This is a genomic window from Corynebacterium callunae DSM 20147, from assembly GCF_000344785.1.
In the GTDB taxonomy this organism is placed as follows: domain Bacteria; phylum Actinomycetota; class Actinomycetes; order Mycobacteriales; family Mycobacteriaceae; genus Corynebacterium; species Corynebacterium callunae.
Map to the genome: position 1 here is coordinate 1,076,086 of NC_020506.1, position 22,033 is coordinate 1,098,118.

The window sequence follows — 22,033 nt, forward strand, 5'->3', positions numbered from 1 at the left end:
CTCGCCCTTGTGGTTTTCCATTTAAGGAGTGGGCTCTGTTGCCTCAGCGGTAGCCACCTCTGAAGTATCTGCTGTTGAAGTATCCTCCGCAGCGAGTTCTGAAGGTTTAACTTCAGTTGTCGCCACTGGTTCAGAAGGCTCGGTTGTAGCTACCGGCTCTGAAGGCTCCGAAGTAGTGGGTACTTCGGGGAGGTCCGTCGTGGGTTCAGAATCATCATCAGGTTCATCAACTACCGGGGGATCTGACTCCGTGCGGATGCGAGTGGCATCGGGCAAATCTAAAGTAATCGGCGCGCCTGGCAGAATATCTTCCGGATTTGGTGCATTTGTCACTGCAGTGGATTCCGCAGCCCGCTGATCTGCTTCGCCAGCTTGGTCGAGCGCAATGGAATGAGGCTCAGTACCAAGTGCCATCAGTGGTGAATCGATTATGGAAATCTCTGAGCGGGCGTTTTCCGTGGCATCTTGGCGTGTAGAATTCGCCTGGGATTCGCTTCCCGCAAGTTCTGAACCTGCGATAATGAGCGTGCCATGCTCATCGAGGGGTCGGTTGTCAGAGCCACCAAATAAGCCACCCGATTGGCTTGGCTCTGTGGTGATTGGCGGGGAAGCAATCAGTATTTCGAAGGGAATACTGGAGAGGGTGGTTAAATCTGCATTTTTAAAGCTGCTTACAGACTCTGAGGAATCAACAAAAAGCCCAATATTGGCAAAAACCACTGATGGAATAGTAATTCCTAGTGCCAAGGGAGCAATAAAATCCCAGTATCTTGGTGCAAGCTTGAACTCGGAATCAGCACTACGGCGGTAGAGCACCCATGCGGAGATAACTACGCCAACAAGGCCTATGCCCAAGAAGCCAACCGCACCGCGGGGGCTAAAACTGCTGAGGTGAATTCCCAAAATAATACTGAGCAGACCTAAGAAAAGCGCGAGAAAAGGCGTAACCCTACAGACCCGAGGAAACTTCAGGGAGGAATAAGAAGGTACTGGTGGATGATCTTCCACGGTGTTGCTTAAAGCGGATAGCCCAATGCGATATTCACGGGGATTCTGTGCATAAGGTACCAGCGCTGGGATGGGTTTTACTTGTAGCTGACAAGAGTCCCATTCTTGAATTGGTAGGGCATCGATGGCAAAAGTGATGGCATCAGATTCAGCTTCACGATCAATAAAGGCACGTACCATGGGTAGGACCTTGTGATCGCGGCTAAAACTCAATGTATCAAGCAGCGCAATGGCGGAATCCACATCCAAGATTCCACATTCTTCCCGATCGAGGAAGACATAAACCAAGCCTTCAACGGTGCGTAACTCACAGAGCACGGTTGCTTGGGCGGAGTATTTCTTAAAAGGGGAGAGCTTGGTGGGTTCCACAGACCAAGTCCGGCCGCTGGGCAGTAGAGTCCAGTCCTTTAGAGGTACGGAGTTAGCTACAAAAGAACGCTCCGGATCACCTATTTCAATGTGCGCCAAATAGGATTCACCAAGAGTAATACGCAGTGCGCAGCTGACTAGGCAGCCGGAAGCAAAAACCCGAGAAATTTGTGAATCCTGAATAAGCTCAGGATTGCGGAGAGTGCCAATTTCCTCTCCACAGACATAGACCTTGAAAGAAGAGCCACCATCCGCCGGCACTAGAACCGCAGTTACAGAACAATTTTGCTTGTTTGCAGCTGCGAATTTTTCGAGACGTTCGCGTTGAATATTTTCTACCGGGATGGTGTGAATGATTTCTCCAGATCGTGGAATTGCCAGCGGAAATACTGGAGGGTGGTCATGAGAATTTGGGGTTGGGGACGTGGTGGACTGGGTAATTGTCTCAGTCATCATCCCTCCAAACTCTTCATGCCGAAATAGTAGACGCGATGGTGCAGCTTCCGAGATGATAGCAGGGAGCTTAACGCTTAAAGAAATTGTACCTTTTTATGCGTCTACCTGGGCATTTCTGAGAAAATTAAGGGAATTATTGGGTTGCTTCAGACTTCTTAGGGATCAATGCCTTTACCAAGAAAATTACTGCAACGATAATTGAACCCCAGATCAGGCCAAATACGAAGGAGCCGACAGTATTACCAAACCAGCCAAGTACGCTGCCGCCGAGGTGATGTGCCCACTCTTCAAGACCGTGAACCAAGTGGTAGGGAAGTTCCCAACCAAGTTCTTCAGTGCCAACAACCATGATGTGTCCACCGACCCACAGCATGGCAAAGATGCCAACCACAGAAATTACCTGCAAAATAATTGGCATTGCCTTAACCAATCCACGGCCAAATGCCTTGGCACCTGAGGAATCACGCTTACTAAGCGCAAGTCCCATATCGTCCATCTTGACCAGGAAGCCAACAACTCCATAAACCAAAGCGGTAATGCCTACGCCAACAATAAAGAGCACTGCTGCCTGCATCCAGACACTTTGGTGGGCAATTTCATTTAGTGAAATAACCATGATTTCCGCTGACAAAATGAGGTCAGTAGTGATCGCACCTTTGACAAGTTGGTCTTCCGATTGTGGACTTTCTTGGGACTTTGGCTTAGTGGAGTGCTCTTCATGAGTAATTCGGTGCTGTACTGAGTGCAGAATCTTCTCAGCACCTTCAAAACATAAATAGGAACCGCCCAACATAAGAATGGGGGTAAGTGCCCAAGGTGCAAAAGCCGAAAGCAATAGTGCGATGGGCAAAATAATGATGATCTTATTAACCAATGAGCCCTTGGCAATGCGCCAAATCATGGGAAGTTCCCGTGAAGGATTAACTCCATGCACATATTGTGGGGTGACCGCAGCGTCATCAACAACTACGCCCGCTGCTTTCACGCTGGTCTTGCCGGCCATTGCAGTGACGTCGTCGATGCTGGCTGCGGCGGCGCGTGTGATGGCCGCTACGTCGTCTAAGAGTGCTGCTAATCCACCAGCCATTATGACTCCTTATTAATTGGGGGTAATGCGTTCATATGATACTAGTGCTGGGGCATTATGGCAGACATGAAGATTGCGATTATTGGTGCAGGTGCAGTGGGCGGATACTTTGGAGCCCGTCTAAAAGAGGCTGGAAAAGATGTCACTTTGGTAGCGCGGGGTGAAACTCTAGAACGACTGCGTAGCAGTGGGGTAGCTATTCAGGATCCAGCAGGCAGCAGAATTGTACAGGTTCCCGTTGTGGCGAACGTGCAAGAGCTGGAGGAGGTCGATGTGGTGTTGGTGGCAACCAAAGCCTTAGCCAATAGTTCAACTGCGAAGGAATTATTGGCGGATATTTCACCACAGGCAATAATCGCTACTACTCAAAATGCTGTGGAAGCACCAATGCAAGCTGCCTCAGTTGTGGGCGAACAACGGGTATGGCCCGGGGTCGTGCGCGGGTTCTTTGTGCACACCGGACCCGCGCAGGTTGAGTTTCGGGGCGGACCAATTTCTTTTACCTTCAAAGACGATGGTCCAAAAGCTCAGGAATTTGCGCAGATTTTGCAAGATGCAGGAATTGATGGAGTGGCTCATCCCAATATTTGGGTCGATATTTGGGAAAAGGCGATGTTTGTGACGGCATTCGGGGGCTTGGGGGCCTTCGTCGAAAAGCCTTTAGGGGTGTTGCGCACGCACTTCCGGACCTCTTTGGAGGCGCTGATGGAAGAGATTTACCAGGTGGCGCAGGCATCCGGCGTTGAGATGCCAAGCGATTCTGTGGCGCGGACCATGGACTTTGCCGATCACATGCCATCGCAATCTACAAGTTCAATGCAAAGAGACTTATTGGAAGGTCGCGCCAGTGAACTGGATGCGCAGCTGGGAGCAATCTGTCGAGCAGGTGAGAAGTTTCATATAAAAACTCCTTTTCATGATCTACTTTATGCAGGTCTAGCGCTTAAAACAGAGAATATTGCGCCATAAGGATACAATATTACTTATGATCGTTTCTTCTACGGCCCGTGTCAGTCTTGATCGTCCTGGGCGATATGCAAAGCAATTGACCAGCCATTTGGGAGAGAAACTCACTACCACCTGGGATAGTGAAGCAAGTCGTGGCTCCATTGTCCTTAAAGGTCACGGGGCTGATTCTGAGGATCAGGCCCTAGCTTTTGATGGTGCCGCTTCCTGTGACCTCGTTGCTGGTGATGGTGTGTTGTTATTGCACATTGAAGCGCCGGAAGATTTGGTGGAGCGCTTTGAAAGCGTGATTGGCCGCCACCTAGTTGGGTTCGGTCGGCGCATTGACATGCGCATTGCTTTTCGACGCGGCGACGGTAGTCAGGGGTTAGTGTTTGAGTCCGAGCATGTCGCAGACTAAAGATATCCGCATTGCTGCGGTAATTTTCCATAATGTAAAGGGCGAAATCTTAAGCGTTCGCAAGGCTGGCACTAGCTCATTTATGATGCCTGGTGGAAAACTGGAAGGTGAGGAATCACCGCTGGCTGCAGCCATACGTGAAATTGCCGAGGAGCTTCACCTTGAGTTAGCCGAAAGTGAATTGGAACATCTGGGTCGCTTTGCTGCACCTGCTGCCAATGAAGTTGGTTTTAACGTGGATTGTGATGTGTTTGTGTGCAGTACAGCCCTAACTGAACTTCCCGAAGTTTATGAAGAAATCGCTGAAGCTCGCTTTTTTCCTGCGCATTCCCAGTCCGCTGAGCTCGCACCATTGAGCAGAGACGTTGTATTTCCCCAGCTTTAGGACACAAAAACTAGGAGCGGGATGGCTGTAAGCAGCATCAATACTCCAATGAGCATGAGGAAAACTCGAGCGGTAGATTCGCCACGCGAGGTATAAGGCCGCACAATGGTGGGATCATTTTTATGAACCCTAAGCAAAATTAATTCCCCAGGTTTCATTACTGGTTGGGGTGTCGTCTTGTGCAACACTCCAAAAACTTCGTGGCCATCGTGGGAAAAACGATACTGCGTTTGATATCGCTCATCTTTATCTTGGATAAACCCGGTTACCTCGGCGGTAACCTTATAAGATACTGCCCTAAAACGACGGTCACGAAAACCTAAATAGAGTGCGAGCCCGATGCAGACTACTCCCGCGGCAAGCACGATCAGCAGCGATGCCCCCATAAATTATGCGGAACCCGCAGCCCAGCTTCGGATAAATCCATCAAGTGTGGCAATGCCGGTAGATGGAATATTTTGGATGCGAGCCTGCGGGATGAAGGTCGGTAATGCAGTAGCGTCTACTAATGGTGCTGGTGCACCAGTAATCGCTGGAATGGATTTACCGCTATAACGAGAAATCCAATCTGCATATTCAGCTACTGGCACATACCATCCAACTGTTCCTGCTTGGCTTGCCGCTCCTTCCACTGCGGTGGACATACTCAACACGCCTGCCAACTGGCCATTCACAAATAGCGGTCCGCCAGAATCGCCTGGCATTAGTCGACCATTGGAAATCTGACCCTCCAACAAGATGGCGCTTGGATCAGGGCCTTCTAGATTGTTGACGCGGCGTTGCACGCTGACATCGGCTGCTTGGGCAATCTGCTGATTCTGAATGGCATATCCACCCCAGCCCTCGGTGGTACCAGCATTTCCTGCTTGAACATGGGATGCATAGATATCAGCAGTGACTGAGTTATTAGGAGTGTAAAGCTCGACCAATGCTAAATCAGCAGTGGGGTGAATAATTGCTTGGCGCACAGCCTCAAAGGAGCTCAAGGTGCTAGAACCGATAGCTGCTCCGGCATTGCCAGATTCTGGAATGCAATGGCGTGCAGTAAGGATCCACGTGGGCGTGATGAGAGTTCCAGTACACGCGGTGCTACCAATTTGAAGATGCACCAGGGGAGAGGAGCTTCCAAAAGATGAGAGTGCAGAGCTGGAGACAGCATTGCGACCATCGGCAATTGCCTGTGCCGGGGCCGCGCCGATAATGCTGGCGCCAACCAACGCCGAACTCAGGGCCGCAGCAGAAATAGTACGAGGCAATGCTTTAGACATGGTTGCTAGTGTAGTTGCTCGCGGGTGGATCTGTCTCAAACAGGGGTTATAGAATTTCTTCTATACCAGAAATTTTAGGGCGCGCTATGCGTGCCCCTTTCTCCGTTGCCACAATGGGGCGTTGTAGCAGCTTGGGATGGGTGAGGATCGCGTCGATAAGCTCAGTTTCGGGGGTTTCAGGACTGAGTCCTAGCTCCTTATATTCAGCCTCTTTGGTGCGGATTCCGGCATGGACGGGGATGCCAACTTTGTTAAATAGGTCTGTTAATTCTGCAGCGCTCAGAGGCTGTTTTAGGTAATTAATTACAGTTGGTTCGATTCCTTGTTCCTGGAGGTACTTAAGGGTATTTCGAGAGGTGGCGCAACGTGGATTGTGGTAGATAGTGACGTCCATAACTTTGAGCCTACTAATGTTCAAGGCATGATTCTTCAAATATTCAGAGTTGCCTTCGCATTTGTGGGCATTATTGTGGGCGCAGGTTTTGCGTCTGGACAAGAAGTGATGCAGTACTTTGTGGCCTTTGGTGTTGATGGCATCTGGGGAGTTGTGCTCTCTGCAGTTGTCATGACCATCATGGCCTTGATCATTTTGCAATTGGGAAGTTATTTCAACGCCGGCGAACACGGTGAAGTTTTCCGTCGTGTCAGCCACCCCATCTTTTCTAAAATCCTTGATATCGGCGTAGTCATCACGCTTTTTGCAACCGGCTTTGTGATGTTCGCCGGTGCTGGCTCCAACTTGAATCAGCAGTGGGGCTTGCCACTATGGATCGGTGCCGTAATCATGGTGGTTTTGGTGCTGGCTGCCGGCATGCTCGACGTTGACAAAGTCACCACCGTTATTGGTGCCATCACTCCATTTATCATCATCTTCATTACTGCGGCGTCAATTTACACCTTGGTTGAAGGCAACTTCAGTCCAGTTGAGCAGCTTGATTCCGCTGCTTTGGCAGTGGGAACCACCCTGCCACACTGGGCAATCGCTGCTATCAACTATGTGGGCTTCAATATGATGGTTGCTGTTTCCATGGCAGTTGTTATCGGTGGCTCCATGTTTAACCCACGTGTTGCTGGCCGTGGTGGCCTGCTCGGTGGTGTCATTCTGGGCTTTTTGATCATCATCAGTGCACTGACACTTTTTGCCACCGTTGAAACTGTGGGACATGATGACATGCCAATGCTGACGATTATCAACAATCTCAGCCCAATTGCTGGCCAAGTTATGGCTGTAGTTATCTACGGCATGATCTTTAACACCGCGCTTGGCATGTTTTATGCGCTGGGACGCCGTTTGACTGCAACTAAGCCAGAGCGCTTTAGGCCCGTTTACGTGGTGACCGTGTTGGTCGGATTTGTGCTCAGCTTCCTTGGCTTTAAAAACCTCGTTGGCTGGGTATATCCGATTCTTGGATATATCGGACTGCTGCTCATCGCTGTCATGATGGTGGCATGGTTCCGAGGACGTGTACGCATCTACAAGGAATCTGAGCGCCGTATGCGCATTGTTGATCTACTGCAGATCGGCCACGACGGCGCACTAAACGAAGCGGAGCGTAAGGCACTGCAAAAAGACATCCAAGATTCAAATCTGAATGAAGAACAAATTAGAGCGGCAACCTCTAAATAATTTCTAATGCCTCTAGGAAACTAGAGGCTTTAGCTTATTCAGCTGGTACTAGCTCAATTGAGCTGGCATCAGCCCAGGTAAGTTCAATTCCCTTGGAGCGCAACCACTTCATGGGATCATCGCCGTGGCGGGTAATTCCTTCTACGGCGTTCAGCGTTGCGTCGATAGCCTTTTCGGCATCATCTGCAGTAATCAGCCCTGCGGAAGTAGCGGCCGCCAGCTCATCGATATCGAGCACAGTTACTGGCTGACCCACATTGGAAACGAGGTCGACATAAAGATCGCGGGTGGTCCAGACATTATCTTCAACCTGAATTTCAGCAACATCGATGTAGAAATCTTGTTGCTCATTAACACCTTCGCGGAAGTGGAAAATATTGGCGCGCAGGCCCAATTCTGGCAGTAGCCAGCTTTCCAAATAGCCAAACCGGGGATGGTTGGCTCCGCGTGCCATATAAAGGCCAAAGTCAGTGACCTTGTAGGTGTCTACCTGGCGGAGAAAACCTTTAGGGTCAGTGTTAACAGACTCTTGGGTGTTAAAAGTCTCTTGTTTTACTGGGTGAAGATCAGTCATTTTTTCTACCTCACATCAAAGACGACAGCGGTCGGGGCGAAGTTGCACTGGGCCTGACCGCCTTCTGTAGAAGTGCTTAGTCCGCCAGACATAATTGCGACAATAATTCCGGTACCTGTATCGGCTACTCCGGAAATCGTGGAAGGTCCTGCGGGATTAATACCGGTATTTCCCAAAGTTGTTGTGCCATACCTGAGAGTGCTCAAGTTGGCCCATTCCACTTTCATAGTGCTTTGTTGTTCTGGGGCGAGGGCACCGGTGCCCAGGGCGGTAAACACAAAGGATGATTGCCCAACGCCGGCTCCTGGAAGTGGGAGAGCGGCAGGGCCAGGAACTGCGAATGCAGAACCTACAGAAGCTGAATTGCCATTGATGCAATTCTCGGCGCGGGTAGGCCAGAAGAACTGAGCAATGCGGGGAGCGTCTTCAGGAATTGCTACCTCTGATTCAGTGGGGGTCTCACTAATTAGACCCAGAGCTTGGGATGCAATGTTTTTAACTTCTTGCGGAACCCAAGGTTGGTTTAGTGCCTGCTGAATTTGCTGACGTACCTGCTCATTGGGGCGACCCCATTGATCAAGAGGTAGGCCACTGGCGAGGCTTGAAGAGTAGTTGAAGGCTTGCTCAACCGGGCTAATAGCGTGCGCTGCGGGAGTGGCAAAGGCGACGGTGGCGGCCAATGCGACTGCAGTGATTCTCTTAATCACGGTTGTTTTACTTACCTTTCAACGACGGAGGTTAAACCTGAACACTAGTCACATTAGTAACTTGAGTTAACTTTCATTCCTCCTGTCACAGTAATCGCAGAATTTTTAGTGTCAATATGAGTTCAACAAATCTTCATATGTAATTCTTAGACACTTATTCTTTGATTCTCGCGAATACCAAATAATTGCTTAAGTCAGCTTCTTGATTAGCCTGTCGCCATAAATTGCTGATTTGTTACCAAATTAAGAAAATACTTAGATTGTTGAGTCAAAAACGTCCGGGTTTTTAGGGTGGGTGTGTCGCGGAAACCGTCCTGAACAGCCCATCTAGAAAAAACTTTGAGTATTTTGGCTCACAATGTGCGCATAGCACCTAATTGCGAGTACGCTTATACCGTTCTAAAACAAAGGGCACTTGAAAATTAAGTGCCTTCCATATTTATCCGGCAGGAGATTGCCCCCAGTGACCCATCCAGAGTTTCGTAACGTAGCGATTGTCGCGCACGTTGACCACGGAAAAACCACACTCGTTAACGCAATGCTTGAACAGTCTGGCGTCTTCGGCGACCACGGCGAAGTAGCAGACCGTGTGATGGACTCCGGTGACCTGGAGAAGGAAAAGGGCATTACCATCCTTGCCAAGAACACCGCGATCCGTCGTAAGGGTGCTGGCAAAGATGGCAAGGACCTGATCATCAACGTCATTGACACCCCCGGCCACGCCGACTTCGGTGGCGAAGTTGAGCGCGCGCTGTCCATGGTTGACGGCGTTGTCCTCCTTATTGATGCTTCTGAAGGCCCATTGCCTCAGACCCGCTTCGTTCTTGGCAAGGCTCTTGCAGCCAAGATGCCAGTGATCATTGCTGTTAACAAGACCGACCGTCCAGATGCTCGCATCGACGAGGTCGTTGAAGAGGCACAGGATCTGCTTCTTGAACTTGCTGCTTCCCTTGATGATGAGGATGCAGCTCAGGCTGCAGAGCAGCTGCTTGACCTTCCAGTTCTTTATGCTTCCGGCCGTGAAGGCAAGGCATCTTTGGAGAACCCAGGCAACGGCAACGTTCCTGATTCTGAAGACTTGATGCCACTGTTCGACACTCTGTACAGCGTCATCCCAGAGCCAGCTGCAGACATTGAAGGTCCACTGCAGGCTCACGTCACCAACCTTGACTCTTCCTCCTTCTTGGGACGTATCGGTCTGGTTCGCGTACACGCAGGTACCTTGCGTAAGGGCCAGCAGGTTGCTTGGATCCACTACGATGAACAGGGCAACCAGCACACCAAGACCGCTAAGATTGCAGAACTTCTGGCCACCGTTGGTGTGACCCGTGTTCCTGCAACCGAGGTTGTTGCAGGCGACATCGCCGCAATTTCCGGCATTGAAGACATCATGATTGGTGACACCCTGGCTGACCTGGAGAACCCAGTTGCTTTGCCACGTATCACCGTTGATGAGCCTGCACTGTCCATGACCATTGGTGTTAACACCTCCCCAATGGCTGGCCGTGGCGGCGGAGACAAGCTGACCGCTCGTGTTATCAAGGCCCGCCTGGAGCAGGAGCTCATCGGTAACGTGTCCATCAAGGTTCTTCCTACTGAGCGTCCTGACGCTTGGGAAGTTCAGGGCCGTGGCGAAATGGCACTGTCCATCTTGGTTGAAACCATGCGTCGTGAGGGCTTCGAGCTCACCGTTGGTAAGCCACAGGTTGTTACCCAGACCATCGATGGCAAGCTGCACGAGCCTTATGAGATCATGGTTATCGACGTTCCTTCCGAGTACCAGGGCAACGTTACCCAGCTCATGGCAACCCGTAAGGGCCTCATGCAGTCCATGGCAACCACCCCAGGTTCCGACTGGATCCGCATGGAATTCCGCATTCCTGCACGTGGCCTCATCGGCTTCCGTACCACCTTCATGACTGAAACCCGTGGTACCGGTATCGCTAACTCCTACTCCGATGGTATGGATCTGTGGGCTGGCGAAATCAAGGGCCGCCCACAGGGCTCCCTGGTTGCTGACCGTGCCGGCAAGATCACTGCATTCGCACTGACTGCACTGGCAGACCGCGGTAGTTTCTTCGTTGAGCCAGGCACCGAGACCTATGAAGGTGTCGTTGTTGGCGCGAACAACCGCGAAGAAGACATGGACATCAACCCAACGAAGGAAAAGAAGCTCACCAACATGCGTGCAGCTTCTGCAGACACCACCGTCACCCTGGCTAAGGCTCACAACCTGACCCTGGATGAGGCCCTGGAGTTCTGTGGATCTGACGAGTGTGTTGAGGTTACTCCTGAGGTTCTGCGCGTGCGCAAGGTTATTCTTAACGCTACTGAGCGTGGACGCGCTCGTTCCCGTGCAAAGAGCTTGAACAAGTAATTTTCTTTGCCAAGCGCTGGCCCACTGTGTCCTTTGGACGCGGTGGGCCAGTAGTATTTTCAGGGTGAGATTAAGCCTGCGGATTCTAAGTGTCTTTGCCAGTTCAGCTCTCTTGGTAGCCTGCCAAGCCAATCCCGGCCCGGCGCCGGTGGAGGAAGCTGCAACTGCAACGACTACTGCCACCACGACAACGACGGTGGAGGCAGAAGAACCTCAAACTTCCCGCAGCACTGTCAACATTGGCATCGATCCTTTGCGCAATGGTTTTAACCCGCACTTGATCGCCGATGACACCGCCGTGGTGCGCGATATCGCAGCCTTGGTGCTGCCCAGTGCGTTTGTGGGCAACCAGATGAATTCTGATCTTTTGGATAACGTGGAGCAGCTGGACACTGAGACAGTGCGCTATACCATTGCCCAAGAAGCGCAATGGAGCGATGGCACTCCGATCACCGGCTCGGATTTTGACTATCTTTGGCGATCAATTACCTCTACCAAGGGTGCGATGGATGCCGCTGCTTATGAGTCAATCTCCGAAATTCGTACCAGCGGTGGCGGTAAAACGGTTGATGTAGTTTTTGAAACTCCCGTAGCCGATTGGCATTTGCTTTTTAATAATTTGCTGCCCAGCCACCTATTTTCGGGAACAGATACCTTCCAAACCGCGCTTTATGATGCAATTCCAGCCTCGGCGGGGCGCTATATGGTGCGTTCCATTGACCGTCAGCGTGGCATAATCACGCTCTCACGCAATGATCGCTTCTGGGGTAAAAACCCGGCAGAGGTCGAAGTTTTGACCATGACTAGCGTATCGTCCGCTTCTCGGGCAGGGGAGTACCTGCGTACCGGCCAGAGTTCCTTTATGAACTTGCGCCCCTCAGAGACCCTGGTTGATACCCTCAATTTGGTCCCCGATACCGAGGTCCGTGTCTCTGACACCACCCGCACCTTGGAAATGGTTTTTAATGCCAGCCGTTTAAGTCCTGAGCAAAGAACTTATTTAAGTTCGCTTATCGACGTGCCCCTCGCCGCGCGCTTGGCCGCCGCGCGCAGCTCCAACCTGAGCGTAGCGACCCCAATCCTGCGGGAGGGCGTCGCAAAGCCCGAAATACCTGAATTAAAATTGGCGGTTGACCCGGCCGATGATGCTGGTGTGGCAGCTGGGCGGGCCATCGTCGATATGCTTGCACAAGCTGGTGTCAAGGCTACAACCGTGACAACTGATATTCCTTCCGCCATTGGCACAGATTATGATGCGATTATTACATGGACGCGCAATGCCACCGATGCGATGAGCTTGGCGGATCGTTATACCTGCGAGATTAACCTGGCTAGCTGGTGTGATGCGAACACCACAACCTATATCGCAGCTTTATTGTCCGGGGAACTAAGCTTTGATCCGAACTGGGAAACAGAATTTAATCGAGCCAATTCCATACGAGTGCCGATTGTGCGCGAAACGCGCGTAGAGGCAAAAAATAATGGCATTACCGGCCCGGATGCAACAACCTGGCCGGGAGGCATCGCCAGTGCCGCAAATTGGAGGAAAAATGACCTTGAACAATGACCTTGTTGGCGCCCGTGTGGTGGCTGTCCATGCCCATCCTGATGATGAAGCAATTACCACCGGTGGAGTGCTGGCAGATCTAGCCGCGCGCGGTGCCGACGTTACCGTTATTACTTGCACCTTAGGTGAACAAGGCGAGGTGATTGGCGATACTTTCCAACAGCTGGTTAATGGCGATGCCGATCAGCTAGGCGGCTTTAGAATCCATGAGCTTTATTCCTCCTTATCCATTTTGGGTGTGCGTGGCATTCACCTTGGCGGTGCTGGCTGCTGGCGTGATTCCGGCATGGTGGGCGATCCTGCAAATGAGCATCCTCGTGCCTTTATCCACTCCGGAGACAAAGCTGTAGCGCAATTGGTGGAGCTTTTGCAGGATTTGCGCCCGCATCTGCTCATTACCTATGGTCCAGACGGTGGATATGGCCACCCAGACCATATTCGGGCCCATGAGATCACCCATGCTGCCGCTGAAAAGGTGGGCGTGCAAAGGATTCTGTGGGCTGTTACCGACCGCACTGAGCTGGAAGCAGGCTTAGCGGCAATTAACGTCATTCCAGCAGGCTGGGACAGGGGAGAGATTGCTGCGGTGGATTCCATCGACCTCAGCGTGGAGCTTTCCGACGCCGCCTATGCAGCCAAAGTTGAGGCGATGCGGGTGCATGCAACTCAGTTGTGGATCGCAGATGGATCAGTCTCTCTGACTAATCCGCGCGCCGCCTATGCCAGCACCACCCAAGAAAATGTGAAGATTTGGGCGCTGTCTAATTTGATCGCGCAGCCCATTATGCGCCATGAGCACTACCAACTCGGTGCTGGCTCGGCATTGCCTGAAAATGCCAATGGACCATTAGATGGATTGGACCTAGCCTAAGCTCATGAGTGCAAAAGATGGCGTGCGCAATCAGAGTTTCATTCATCGAAATGTGGGCATTGGAGAGAAAATCGGGGGTATTTTCTGGCTCAGCTTGGGTGCATTAATTTCAGTGCTGCTGGAGGTTATTTACCTCGGCACGAGAGTTAACCTGCCCGGTGGGACATCGATTGCAGTGCCCTATACAATAGTTATTGCTTTCCTTTTTAATATGGTCTTGACCAGGACTTCTATGCTGTGGACCAGGCATTGGCTCGCTGTTTTTATCCCACTTTTTAGTTGGATTGTGGGATTCTTTGCGCTGTTGATGTGGAATGCAGTGGTGGGGGATCAAATTGTGCCCTCAAATATTCGGACAGTTCTGCTACTTTTCGCTGCTTTAGCCGGTGGAATTTGGCCTATGGTCAAGGCGAAGTAGCATAATAAAGCTATAAGATTTTCCCTTTCCAGCAATTTACTAGCTCAGGAGTTTTCGAGAACCAATGACTTATACAATCGCACAGCCCTGCGTTGACGTCTTGGATCGTGCCTGCGTTGAAGAATGCCCCGTCGACTGCATCTACGAAGGCAAGCGCATGCTCTACATCCACCCGGATGAGTGTGTTGACTGCGGTGCCTGTGAGCCGGCTTGCCCTGTTGAGGCAATCTTCTACGAAGACGATGTCCCAGATGAGTGGATCGATTACAACGATGCCAATGCGGCATTCTTTGATGATCTGGGATCCCCAGGTGGCGCAGCTAAGCTCGGACCACAAGATTTTGATCACCCAATGATCGCAGCGTTGCCACCTCAGGCATAATCTAAACGCATGACCCCAAGAACCTCGCTTGCTTCCGTATTGCCCGATTTTCCCTGGGATTCCCTCGCCTCCGCAAAGGCTAAGGCACAGTCCCATCCGGATGGAATCGTGAACCTTTCTGTTGGAACTCCGGTTGACCCGGTTGCTCCAAGTATCCAGATCGCACTCGCCGAAGCAGCGGGGTTTTCTGGTTATCCTCAAACCATTGGCACCCCGGAACTCCGCGCTGCCATTAGGGGCGCCCTAGAGCGCCGCTATAACATGACAGAGCTTGTCGACGCCTCCGTGCTGCCGGTCATCGGCACCAAAGAGGCAATTGCTCTGCTGCCTTTCACCTTGGGCCTGTCGGGCCAGACTGTAGTTATTCCTGAGGTTGCCTACCCCACCTATGAGGTATCTGCAGCTGCCGCTGGTTGCAAGGTGCTGCGTTCTGATTCTTTGCTCAAGCTGGGACCTGAGCGTCCAGGTTTGATGTTTATTAACTCTCCTTCCAACCCCACCGGCAAGGTGCTGGGAATTGAGCATCTGCGCAAGGTTGTGAAGTGGGCTCAAGAAAATGATGTGATCCTCGCCGCTGATGAGTGTTACCTAGGCTTGGGCTGGGACGATGACAAGCAGCCAATTTCCATTTTGGATCCTCGGGTTTGCGATGGCGATCACCGTAACCTCTTGGCTATTCATTCCTTGTCCAAGACCTCCAACATGGCGTCCTACCGTGCTGGTTACTTGGTGGGAGATACCGCGCTTATTTCCGAGCTCACCGAGGTCCGTAAAAACCTTGGCCTGATGGTTCCTTATCAGATTCAGCAGGCCATGATCGCGGCTCTCAATGATGATGACCAAGAAGCCGGACAGAAGCTCATTTATGCAAAGCGTCGCGCTAAGTTGATGCGAGCACTGTTGGAAGCTGGCTTTAGGGTTGATGACTCTGAGGCAGGCCTTTATCTCTGGGCGACTCGTGACGAGCCCTGCCGCGATACCGTGGATTGGTTTGCGCAGCGTGGCATTTTGGTAGCTCCTGGTGATTTTTATGGTCCCCGAGGTGAACAGCATGTGCGTGTAGCAATGACCGAAACTGACGAGCGTATCGACGCCTTCGTTTCTCGCTTGGGATAACTAGGACTAAAGTAAAAACCTAAAGTTTAAAAATACCCATGAAAGAGGCGTGTTGAGTTCCGAACAAAAAACTTGGAGCTTCCGTTTTGTGAGAGCTACCAGACAGTTCATCAAGTTCGGAATAGTAGGCGGCTCCGGCACCCTAGTAAACCTAGTTGTCGCAGCACTGTCTAAAAAGATCGCCGGCTGGACCGCTGGGATTCATGAAAGTGATGCTTTTATGAATCTCCTCGGTACCGATTTCCATATCCGTTGGTATCACGTATTTATGACCATTGCTTTCTTTGTTGCAAATACGTGGAATTACCAGCTCAATCGCATGTGGACCTTTAAATCCGCAAAGATTGTTTCTTGGTGGAAGGGCTTCTTCCCATTCTTGGCTACCGGTTTGGTGGCCTTTGCAGTTAGCCAGATTGTGGCAACGCTTTTGATGAACGAGAATTCACCAATTGCATTGTCCTCTGAAATTTTTGATGGTTCTTCAGGACTGCGCACCAAGTTCTACTGGGCCTTGGTTATCTCGATTTTTGTTTCTATGCCAGTGAATTTCTTGGTGAACAAATATTGGACCTTCCGCAAACCGAAGTCCAAGATAATTATCGCTGCAGAGCCTTCCTAAGGGTTTTCTCAGGCCACGTCGTATTTTCCGACGTGGCTTTTTTAGAACCTAAGAATCGAATAAATGTTTGAAATAACCCTTGAAAGATGTCCACTAAGCAAGGCAAACTAGGTCTTAAGTACATCAGGTTTTCAGGGGGAAACATGATCACAAAAGTCTATTTTAGCCACCTCAACCCAAGCGATCCTTGGGTTCATCTCAACATTGAACTCATTAAAACTGCTCACCAAATGTGGGTCTCGCTCTTAGTTAAATCAGAGGAATTCGATGCGGATTCACTTATCACCGAGCTCATGCGTATCACTGGTTATTCCAGGCGCGAAGTAAATAATGGAATAAATGCTATGGCAGCCATGCAGAACTTACCTCTACTCCGTGAGATTCAAGAGCGCTATTACTTTCTTAATATTTACTACTTATCAGCGATAATGCTCGCCGTTGCCAAGGGATCTAAAGAAATTTGGCCCGAGCTGGATCGCCGCATCGTTGATGCGCTAACACCGGCTGTGGCAGATGAAGCCATGATGCAGTCTGCTACCTTGGCTCGACATATTAAGCGATGGATTTATGAGCTGGATCCCACGCCACCTAAGCCACCTGATGCGAAACGGGATTATGTGCGCGCTCAGATGAAGGACGATGTCACCTACGCCCAAATTCGACTCAGTGGGGCCAACAGACAGCGCTTTAATGATCTCCTGCGGCATTGGTCAGAAAAGGGGACAGACCTTGTAAACGGCTTGGTAGACATCCTCAAGGAAAATAGTCAGGTCAAAATAAATAAGTACCTCTACACGCCACATGAGGAGAGTGAAGTCGGATGGATGCCAGATGCTGGCTTCTGCAATATCGGTGACTACCTCGATTGTGAGATGTCAATCCCGAAAGACCTCGACAAATTTAAGGGGAGGGTAGAAGAAGGATATCGCCCCAGTGAGGGACTGATTGCGCTGGTACGAGCCCGAGATGGTCACTGCAGATTTCCCGGCTGCTGTGTGCCAGCTAGTAAATGCCAGGTGGATCATATTGTGCCGTGGAAGGAAGGGGGCAAAACCGTGGACTGGAATCTCCAGCTGGTTTGCCAACGCCATCACAATATGAAAACCGATGCCCGCTTTAGTGCGGAAATCAATGGACTAGCGGAGGTGAAGTGGATTGGACCATTGGACGTGCCAATGGTAACCAAACCCACCGGTCCGCTAGCGCCGATAATGCCACGGGGGAGGTGGGGCCAGATCTTGAGGGATCGGATGCAAGCTCGATTTGAAAGAATCAGAGATCAGCATCGCGATACTTAGAACCAGCCCACCTTGGGGGATTAGTTGGCGTGGAGATCGGCGTTAAGCTCGATAACCTTGGTATTAGGAACTACCACAACCTGGCCGCTCACAGAGTCGCGTCGGAAGATGAGTCCATTGCGCCCGCTGAGTTCTGCTGCCTTCACAATCGCGCCGTCGAAAAGCACCTTGGTGCCAGCGGTGACGTACAAGCCTGCCTCGATGATGCAGTCGTCGCCCAGTGGGATGCCACAGCCGGAGTTAGCGCCGAGCAAGCAACGCTTGCCCAGGGAGATGACGTGCTGTCCGCCACCGGAGAGGGTGCCCATGATGGATGCGCCGCCGCCGATGTCGGTGCCGTCATCGATGGTAACGCCAGCGGAGATGCGGCCTTCCACCATGGAAGCGCCGAGGGTGCCAGCATTGAAGTTAACAAAGCCCTCATGCATAACGGTGGTGCCCTCGGAGAGGTATGCACCTAGGCGCACGCGGTCCGCATCGCCAATGCGTACACCTGAAGGCACGACGTAATCGACCATGCGAGGGAACTTATCGACGGAATGCACCGCAACCTGTCCACGGCGGGAAAGGCGAGCGCGGGTGAGCTGGAAGCCTTCTACTGCGCAAGGGCCGAAGTTGGTCCATACAACGTTTTGCAGCAGGCCAAAAACGCCATCAAGGTTGAGGCCGTGGGGGCGAACCAAACGGTGGGAAAGTAGGTGGAGGCGCAGCCATGCGTCATAAGAATCAGCAGGTGCATCATCCAAGGATTCAATAGTGGTGGTGACGACCTGACGGGTTACGCCGCGGTCTTCATCAGCGCCTTCGAGGGCTGCAAGTTCAGCAGCAAGGTCTGAGGACGCAGAAGACCCGACACCTAGTTCAGGTGCCGGGTACCAAACGTCAAGAACGTCGCCATTAGCGGTTAGGGTCGCAATTCCAGTTGCGGATGCAGAGGTCATGCCCTCCAGGATAATTTCAGGCTGATCATCACTTCAAGTCGGAGGTGTGTTTTCTTCCACCACGAAGTCGGCTGTTGACCGTAAAGAAGGACAAAGCTACCAAGAAACCATAAACAATAATCACTGAAAAGACCTGGCCGCGGCTGGATTCATCGGCAAGCATGAGCAGAATTAGACCAGCAATGAGCACGAGGGTGAAAATGCCTAGCCCCGGGTGCGCCCACATGCGCACAGTTGAGATTTCGCCATTGGCCTCGAGTTCTTTTCTTAGCTTGAGCTGGGACAGCGCGATCATGATCCACACCACGATCAAGCAACCACCGACGGCATTAAGCAAAAAGTCAAGCAGGCCAGCAGGGTTCCAATACTGCAATCCAACAGACACAAAAGCAAAGAACATGGACAGCAAGACGGCATTAGTTGGCACGTTATTCTTGCTCAGCTTGCGGAAAATCTTTGGCGCATCTTCACGCTTAGCTAGGGAATAAACCAGACGAGAGGTGCCATAAATCTGTGCATTAAATGCAGACAACAGCGCCATCACAATCACGGCTTCCATAAATCCAACCACTCCAGGGATATTAGCCATGGCCAAAATCTGGGTAAATGGGGAGTCTGCTGCGGTATCTGCGCCATCAATGGTTTCATAAGGCATGAGGAAGGTAATGACCAGCACGGAGCCCAGGTAGAAAATGGAAATGCGCCAGATCACCGCACGCACCGCCAAAGAGATCGCCTCGCGAGGTTTATCAGACTCAGCTGCAGCAATGGTGATCAGCTCAATGCCACCAAAGGCGAAGGCTACGGCCAACAAACCAGAAGCAACGCCGGAAAGGCCATTTGGCATAAAGCCGTGTTCGCCAAAGAAATTGGTGGTTCCAATGAAGTTTGTTCCAGGCAGCAGGCCGAAAATCAAAGCGACACCCACAATGAGGAAGGCGATGATTACAGCGACCTTGATAAACGCGAACCAATATTCAAATTCGCCGAAGCCGCGCACAGCAGCCAGGTTAACTACGGCAAAAAAGACGACACAGACCAGCGCAGGAATCCAAGGATCAACACCAAACCAAGCGCCCATCATGGCAGAGGCGCCGGTCATTTCAGCGCCCATCACCATGACCAGCATGAACCAATAAAGCCAGCCGAGGGAGAAACCCGCCCAGTGCCCAAAAGCATCTTCGCCATAACGGGAGAAAGATCCTGATGAGGGGCGTGCTGCTGCCATCTCACCCAGCATTTGCATAACCAGCACAACAATTGCGCCGGCGATGATATACGCAATAAGAACAGCGGGACCGGCAGCGCGAATGCCTACGCCGGTGCCCAGGAATAATCCCGCACCAATGGCGGAACCAAGACCCATCATTGTGAGGTGGCGGGTCCTTAATCCGGTCCCCAGCCCCTCTTTAGTTTCGGTGGTAGCCATGAGATAACCGTAAACCCACCAGGGCTTGGAAATGAAACAGGGTTAGATTTCTCGACGCGCTACTGGTTCGTGGTGGCCTGGCTCGCGCTTAATGCTCCAATTGTCTTCACCTTCAATGGACTTCACAGTGCGCAGTTCATTAAAGTCCGGGAACCAAATTGGGGTATCGCAGTCCAGCACGATGTTATTGCCAATATGGCAACCATTTCCCAAGCTCACGCCGATAATTCCAGAGCTGACTCCGAAGGTGCAATTGGTGCCAATATCAAGGCGGAGGCGACGCTGGTTTTCATCACGGGGAGACATAATGGTGGAGGACAAGCCGATTTCAGAACCTTCGCCAATGACTACACCTGAGCTGAGGCGACCTTCCACCTTGGCGGCACCGAGGGTACCCGAATTGAAGGAGACAAAACCTTCACGCAAGACAGAAGTACCCGGCGCTAAGTAGGCACCCAGGCGGACACGTTCTGCCTCGGAAATGCGTACCCCGGAAGGAACCACATAGTCCACCATGCGGGGCAGGCGGTCCACACAATAAACGTGGATGAGGCCTCGGGAGCGTAGTGCACCGCGGACCCATTCGAAGTTATCGGGCAAACATGGCCCCTTGTTGGTCCACACCACATTGGAGAGTAGTTCTAGGGCATTGGACATATCCAGCTCATGGGGGCGGACCAAACGATGGGAGAGAAGGTGCAAACGAAGATAAACATCATGAGCATCAACAGCAGGCGCAGAAAGGTCAGGAATAACGGTACGAACAGCAACCTGTTCAACCAATCGGTCTTGATCAAGTTTGATCAATTGCAGCATTCGTGGGGTGACATCGCTGGCACCTAAGCGGGTGGTTCCGACCTCGAGGGGATAGCGCTCCGACCAAAATTCAGGATCCACCAACTTTGGATCTGGGTACCAGGTATCCAATACAGTGCCGTCCATGGCGATATTTGCGATACCAATTCCTTGGGCGCCGATAAAATTTTTGCTCATTTTGTCTTTCACTTTCAGTCTGTACTGGAAAGATTTGTAGGCTGGTGGTTATGCAACTAGATCAGAATGAAAAAATTGCGCCAGAACTTGATCTGCTCGGCGATCCCATCACGTTGACCCAGCACTTGGTTGATATCCCAAGTCCTTCTGGAGAGGAGCGTGAAATCGCAGATGCCATTGAAGCGGCTCTTCGAAAGCTAAATCTACCGGGTGTAGAAATACTTCGCTTTAATAATAATGTGCTGGCCCGCACAAATAGGGGATTCGCTTCCCGCGTCATGTTGGCAGGCCACATTGATACCGTGCCAATTGCCGATAATGTGCCAAGCCGCACCGAGGACGGCATCATTTATGGCTGCGGAACGGTGGACATGAAGTCTGGCATGGCTGTCTACCTCAACACCTTTGCAGTGCTGGCAACGTCAGAGGATTTGAAATATGACCTCACTTTGATTGCTTATGAGTGCGAGGAAGTTTCTGCGCACCGTAATGGACTTGGTCATATTCAAAAGCAGTATCCAGAGTGGCTAAATGCCGATATTGCGCTATTGGGTGAGCCCACCGGTGGCTGGATCGAGGCTGGTTGCCAGGGCAATATTCGCATCAAGGTAAGTGCCCATGGCGTTCGTGCACACTCCGCACGTTCCTGGTTGGGGGATAACGCAATGCATAAACTCTCCCCATATATCGCCAAAGTTGCAGCTTATGAGCCTTTGCAGGTTGAAATTGACGGCCTTACCTACCGCGAAGGCCTCAACATTGTCCACTGCGAATCCGGCGTTGCCACCAACGTGATTCCAGATTTGGCATGGATGTACGTCAATTTCCGCTTTGCTCCAAACAGGCTTATCGACGAAGCGATTGCCCATGTAGTCGACACTCTAGGCCTCGAGGGGGCTGAAGGTATCGAGTGGGAGCTGGAAGACGCCGCAGGCGGCGCGCTTCCAGGACTGGGTAAGGAAGTAACTCAGGGACTAATTGAGGCAGTTGGTAGGGAAAAGATTCGTGCCAAGTACGGCTGGACCGATGTTTCGCGCTTTTCTGAGATGGGCGTGCCAGCATTGAACTTTGGTTCCGGCGACCCTAGCTTTGCGCATAAACGTGATGAGCAGTGCCCAGTTGAGCAGATCACCGAGGTTGCAGATATTTTGCGCGCTTACCTGAGCGCTTAGTTG

Annotated in this window: 23 protein-coding genes; 13 read left to right on the forward strand and 10 right to left on the reverse strand. The window is 51.5% G+C overall.

The window, feature by feature from the left end; translation table 11 throughout:
- Positions 1 to 21: 21 nt before the first annotated feature.
- Together H924_RS05150 and H924_RS05155 are read right to left on the reverse strand one after the other, a co-directional pair.
- Complete coding sequence (locus H924_RS05150; RefSeq protein ID WP_015650902.1) at positions 22 to 1,833, reverse strand: hypothetical protein; 1,812 nt, start codon at positions 1,831 to 1,833, stop codon at positions 22 to 24.
- Positions 1,834 to 1,966: 133 nt separating this feature from the next.
- A complete protein-coding gene (locus H924_RS05155; RefSeq protein WP_015650903.1) occupies positions 1,967 to 2,920 on the reverse strand; it encodes a DUF808 domain-containing protein in 954 nt (317 codons plus the stop codon).
- Between the two features lie 66 nt (positions 2,921 to 2,986).
- Between H924_RS05155 and H924_RS05160 the strand changes: the two genes are divergently transcribed.
- From H924_RS05160 to H924_RS05170, 3 genes are read left to right on the forward strand one after another with little or no spacing between them, the layout of a single operon-like run.
- Entirely contained in the window at positions 2,987 to 3,889 is a 903-nt protein-coding gene (locus H924_RS05160) for a 2-dehydropantoate 2-reductase (protein ID WP_029703170.1), read from the forward strand.
- Positions 3,890 to 3,905: 16 nt separating this feature from the next.
- Positions 3,906 to 4,286 (forward strand): DUF2218 domain-containing protein, encoded by a 381-nt coding sequence (locus H924_RS05165; RefSeq protein WP_015650905.1) that lies wholly within the window; start codon positions 3,906 to 3,908, stop codon positions 4,284 to 4,286.
- Positions 4,273 to 4,671 (forward strand): NUDIX hydrolase, encoded by a 399-nt coding sequence (locus H924_RS05170; protein WP_015650906.1) that lies wholly within the window; start codon positions 4,273 to 4,275, stop codon positions 4,669 to 4,671. The genes H924_RS05165 and H924_RS05170 overlap by 14 nt, the downstream gene beginning before the upstream one ends.
- Here the strand turns inward: H924_RS05170 and H924_RS05175 are convergent.
- From H924_RS05175 to arsC, 3 genes are read right to left on the reverse strand one after another with little or no spacing between them, the layout of a single operon-like run.
- Positions 4,668 to 5,057 carry a DUF3592 domain-containing protein gene (locus H924_RS05175; RefSeq protein ID WP_015650907.1) on the reverse strand — a complete coding sequence of 130 codons (390 nt, stop codon included), beginning with the start codon at positions 5,055 to 5,057 and terminating at the stop codon, positions 4,668 to 4,670. The genes H924_RS05170 and H924_RS05175 overlap by 4 nt on opposite strands.
- Positions 5,058 to 5,060: 3 nt before the next feature.
- Positions 5,061 to 5,939, reverse strand: coding sequence for a S1 family peptidase (locus H924_RS05180; RefSeq protein WP_015650908.1), 879 nt, complete (start codon positions 5,937 to 5,939; stop codon positions 5,061 to 5,063).
- 46 nt (positions 5,940 to 5,985) lie between these two features.
- Positions 5,986 to 6,333 carry an arsenate reductase (glutaredoxin) gene (arsC, locus tag H924_RS05185; RefSeq protein WP_029703168.1) on the reverse strand — a complete coding sequence of 116 codons (348 nt, stop codon included), beginning with the start codon at positions 6,331 to 6,333 and terminating at the stop codon, positions 5,986 to 5,988.
- Positions 6,334 to 6,360: 27 nt separating this feature from the next.
- Here arsC and H924_RS05190 point away from each other — a divergent pair, with 27 nt between their 5' ends.
- Positions 6,361 to 7,566: a YkvI family membrane protein gene (locus tag H924_RS05190; RefSeq protein ID WP_029703166.1), complete on the forward strand. Its 1,206-nt coding sequence runs from the start codon at positions 6,361 to 6,363 to the stop codon at positions 7,564 to 7,566.
- Between the two features lie 34 nt (positions 7,567 to 7,600).
- On the opposite strand, the gene H924_RS05195 is transcribed toward H924_RS05190, so the two are convergent.
- A complete protein-coding gene (locus tag H924_RS05195; protein ID WP_015650911.1) occupies positions 7,601 to 8,140 on the reverse strand; it encodes a DUF402 domain-containing protein in 540 nt (179 codons plus the stop codon).
- 5 nt (positions 8,141 to 8,145) lie between these two features.
- The gene (locus tag H924_RS05200; protein ID WP_015650912.1) at positions 8,146 to 8,847 is read right to left on the reverse strand and encodes an Rv1157c family protein; all 702 of its coding nucleotides are present in this window, start codon (positions 8,845 to 8,847) and stop codon (positions 8,146 to 8,148) included.
- A 463-nt stretch (positions 8,848 to 9,310) separates the two neighbouring features.
- Here H924_RS05200 and typA point away from each other — a divergent pair, with 463 nt between their 5' ends.
- From typA to H924_RS05240, 8 genes are all read left to right on the forward strand, one after another.
- A complete protein-coding gene (gene typA / locus H924_RS05205) occupies positions 9,311 to 11,224 on the forward strand; it encodes a translational GTPase TypA (RefSeq protein ID WP_015650913.1) in 1,914 nt (637 codons plus the stop codon).
- 64 nt (positions 11,225 to 11,288) lie between these two features.
- Entirely contained in the window at positions 11,289 to 12,791 is a 1,503-nt protein-coding gene (locus tag H924_RS05210) for an ABC transporter family substrate-binding protein (RefSeq protein WP_042392522.1), read from the forward strand.
- Positions 12,775 to 13,662 (forward strand): N-acetyl-1-D-myo-inositol-2-amino-2-deoxy-alpha-D-glucopyranoside deacetylase, encoded by an 888-nt coding sequence (gene mshB, locus H924_RS05215; protein WP_015650915.1) that lies wholly within the window; start codon positions 12,775 to 12,777, stop codon positions 13,660 to 13,662. The genes H924_RS05210 and mshB overlap by 17 nt, the downstream gene beginning before the upstream one ends.
- A 4-nt stretch (positions 13,663 to 13,666) precedes the next feature.
- The gene (locus H924_RS05220) at positions 13,667 to 14,080 is read left to right on the forward strand and encodes a hypothetical protein (RefSeq protein ID WP_015650916.1); all 414 of its coding nucleotides are present in this window, start codon (positions 13,667 to 13,669) and stop codon (positions 14,078 to 14,080) included.
- Between the two features lie 64 nt (positions 14,081 to 14,144).
- Entirely contained in the window at positions 14,145 to 14,462 is a 318-nt protein-coding gene (gene fdxA / locus H924_RS05225; RefSeq protein ID WP_015650917.1) for a ferredoxin, read from the forward strand.
- A gap of 9 nt (positions 14,463 to 14,471) precedes the next feature.
- Complete coding sequence (gene dapC, locus H924_RS05230; RefSeq protein WP_015650918.1) at positions 14,472 to 15,578, forward strand: succinyldiaminopimelate transaminase; 1,107 nt, start codon at positions 14,472 to 14,474, stop codon at positions 15,576 to 15,578.
- Between the two features lie 49 nt (positions 15,579 to 15,627).
- Positions 15,628 to 16,197: a GtrA family protein gene (locus H924_RS05235; protein ID WP_015650919.1), complete on the forward strand. Its 570-nt coding sequence runs from the start codon at positions 15,628 to 15,630 to the stop codon at positions 16,195 to 16,197.
- A gap of 143 nt (positions 16,198 to 16,340) precedes the next feature.
- Positions 16,341 to 17,495 (forward strand): HNH endonuclease signature motif containing protein, encoded by a 1,155-nt coding sequence (locus H924_RS05240; RefSeq protein WP_029703159.1) that lies wholly within the window; start codon positions 16,341 to 16,343, stop codon positions 17,493 to 17,495.
- Between the two features lie 20 nt (positions 17,496 to 17,515).
- On the opposite strand, the gene dapD is transcribed toward H924_RS05240, so the two are convergent.
- Genes dapD through H924_RS05255 form a run of 3 tightly spaced genes read right to left on the reverse strand, consistent with a single transcriptional unit; the run spans position 17,516 to position 20,858 of the window.
- Positions 17,516 to 18,436, reverse strand: a complete 921-nt coding sequence (gene dapD, locus H924_RS05245) for a 2,3,4,5-tetrahydropyridine-2,6-dicarboxylate N-succinyltransferase (RefSeq protein WP_015650921.1) — start codon at positions 18,434 to 18,436, stop codon at positions 17,516 to 17,518.
- Between the two features lie 28 nt (positions 18,437 to 18,464).
- Positions 18,465 to 19,865 (reverse strand): aromatic amino acid transport protein AroP, encoded by a 1,401-nt coding sequence (gene aroP, locus H924_RS05250; protein WP_029703157.1) that lies wholly within the window; start codon positions 19,863 to 19,865, stop codon positions 18,465 to 18,467.
- Positions 19,866 to 19,907: 42 nt separating this feature from the next.
- Positions 19,908 to 20,858 carry a DapH/DapD/GlmU-related protein gene (locus H924_RS05255; RefSeq protein WP_015650923.1) on the reverse strand — a complete coding sequence of 317 codons (951 nt, stop codon included), beginning with the start codon at positions 20,856 to 20,858 and terminating at the stop codon, positions 19,908 to 19,910.
- A 50-nt stretch (positions 20,859 to 20,908) separates the two neighbouring features.
- Between H924_RS05255 and dapE the strand changes: the two genes are divergently transcribed.
- Positions 20,909 to 22,030 carry a succinyl-diaminopimelate desuccinylase gene (gene dapE / locus H924_RS05260; RefSeq protein WP_015650924.1) on the forward strand — a complete coding sequence of 374 codons (1,122 nt, stop codon included), beginning with the start codon at positions 20,909 to 20,911 and terminating at the stop codon, positions 22,028 to 22,030.
- Positions 22,031 to 22,033: the final 3 nt, after the last annotated feature.

Coding starts and splice junctions, on each gene's coding strand:
- arsC (WP_029703168.1), bottom strand. CDS start 6,333: ATGGACGTCACTATCTACCACAATCCACGTTGCGCCACCTCTCGAAAT.
- H924_RS05160 (WP_029703170.1), top strand. CDS start 2,987: ATGAAGATTGCGATTATTGGTGCAGGTGCAGTGGGCGGATACTTTGGA.
- H924_RS05175 (WP_015650907.1), bottom strand. CDS start 5,057: ATGGGGGCATCGCTGCTGATCGTGCTTGCCGCGGGAGTAGTCTGCATC.
- dapC (WP_015650918.1), top strand. CDS start 14,472: ATGACCCCAAGAACCTCGCTTGCTTCCGTATTGCCCGATTTTCCCTGG.
- H924_RS05255 (WP_015650923.1), bottom strand. CDS start 20,858: ATGAGCAAAAATTTTATCGGCGCCCAAGGAATTGGTATCGCAAATATC.
- H924_RS05150 (WP_015650902.1), bottom strand. CDS start 1,833: ATGATGACTGAGACAATTACCCAGTCCACCACGTCCCCAACCCCAAAT.
- H924_RS05220 (WP_015650916.1), top strand. CDS start 13,667: ATGAGTGCAAAAGATGGCGTGCGCAATCAGAGTTTCATTCATCGAAAT.
- H924_RS05170 (WP_015650906.1), top strand. CDS start 4,273: ATGTCGCAGACTAAAGATATCCGCATTGCTGCGGTAATTTTCCATAAT.
- H924_RS05180 (WP_015650908.1), bottom strand. CDS start 5,939: ATGTCTAAAGCATTGCCTCGTACTATTTCTGCTGCGGCCCTGAGTTCG.
- H924_RS05165 (WP_015650905.1), top strand. CDS start 3,906: ATGATCGTTTCTTCTACGGCCCGTGTCAGTCTTGATCGTCCTGGGCGA.
- H924_RS05240 (WP_029703159.1), top strand. CDS start 16,341: ATGATCACAAAAGTCTATTTTAGCCACCTCAACCCAAGCGATCCTTGG.
- mshB (WP_015650915.1), top strand. CDS start 12,775: ATGACCTTGAACAATGACCTTGTTGGCGCCCGTGTGGTGGCTGTCCAT.
- aroP (WP_029703157.1), bottom strand. CDS start 19,865: ATGGCTACCACCGAAACTAAAGAGGGGCTGGGGACCGGATTAAGGACC.
- fdxA (WP_015650917.1), top strand. CDS start 14,145: ATGACTTATACAATCGCACAGCCCTGCGTTGACGTCTTGGATCGTGCC.
- H924_RS05155 (WP_015650903.1), bottom strand. CDS start 2,920: ATGGCTGGTGGATTAGCAGCACTCTTAGACGACGTAGCGGCCATCACA.
- dapD (WP_015650921.1), bottom strand. CDS start 18,436: ATGACCTCTGCATCCGCAACTGGAATTGCGACCCTAACCGCTAATGGC.
- dapE (WP_015650924.1), top strand. CDS start 20,909: ATGCAACTAGATCAGAATGAAAAAATTGCGCCAGAACTTGATCTGCTC.
- H924_RS05190 (WP_029703166.1), top strand. CDS start 6,361: ATGATTCTTCAAATATTCAGAGTTGCCTTCGCATTTGTGGGCATTATT.
- H924_RS05195 (WP_015650911.1), bottom strand. CDS start 8,140: ATGACTGATCTTCACCCAGTAAAACAAGAGACTTTTAACACCCAAGAG.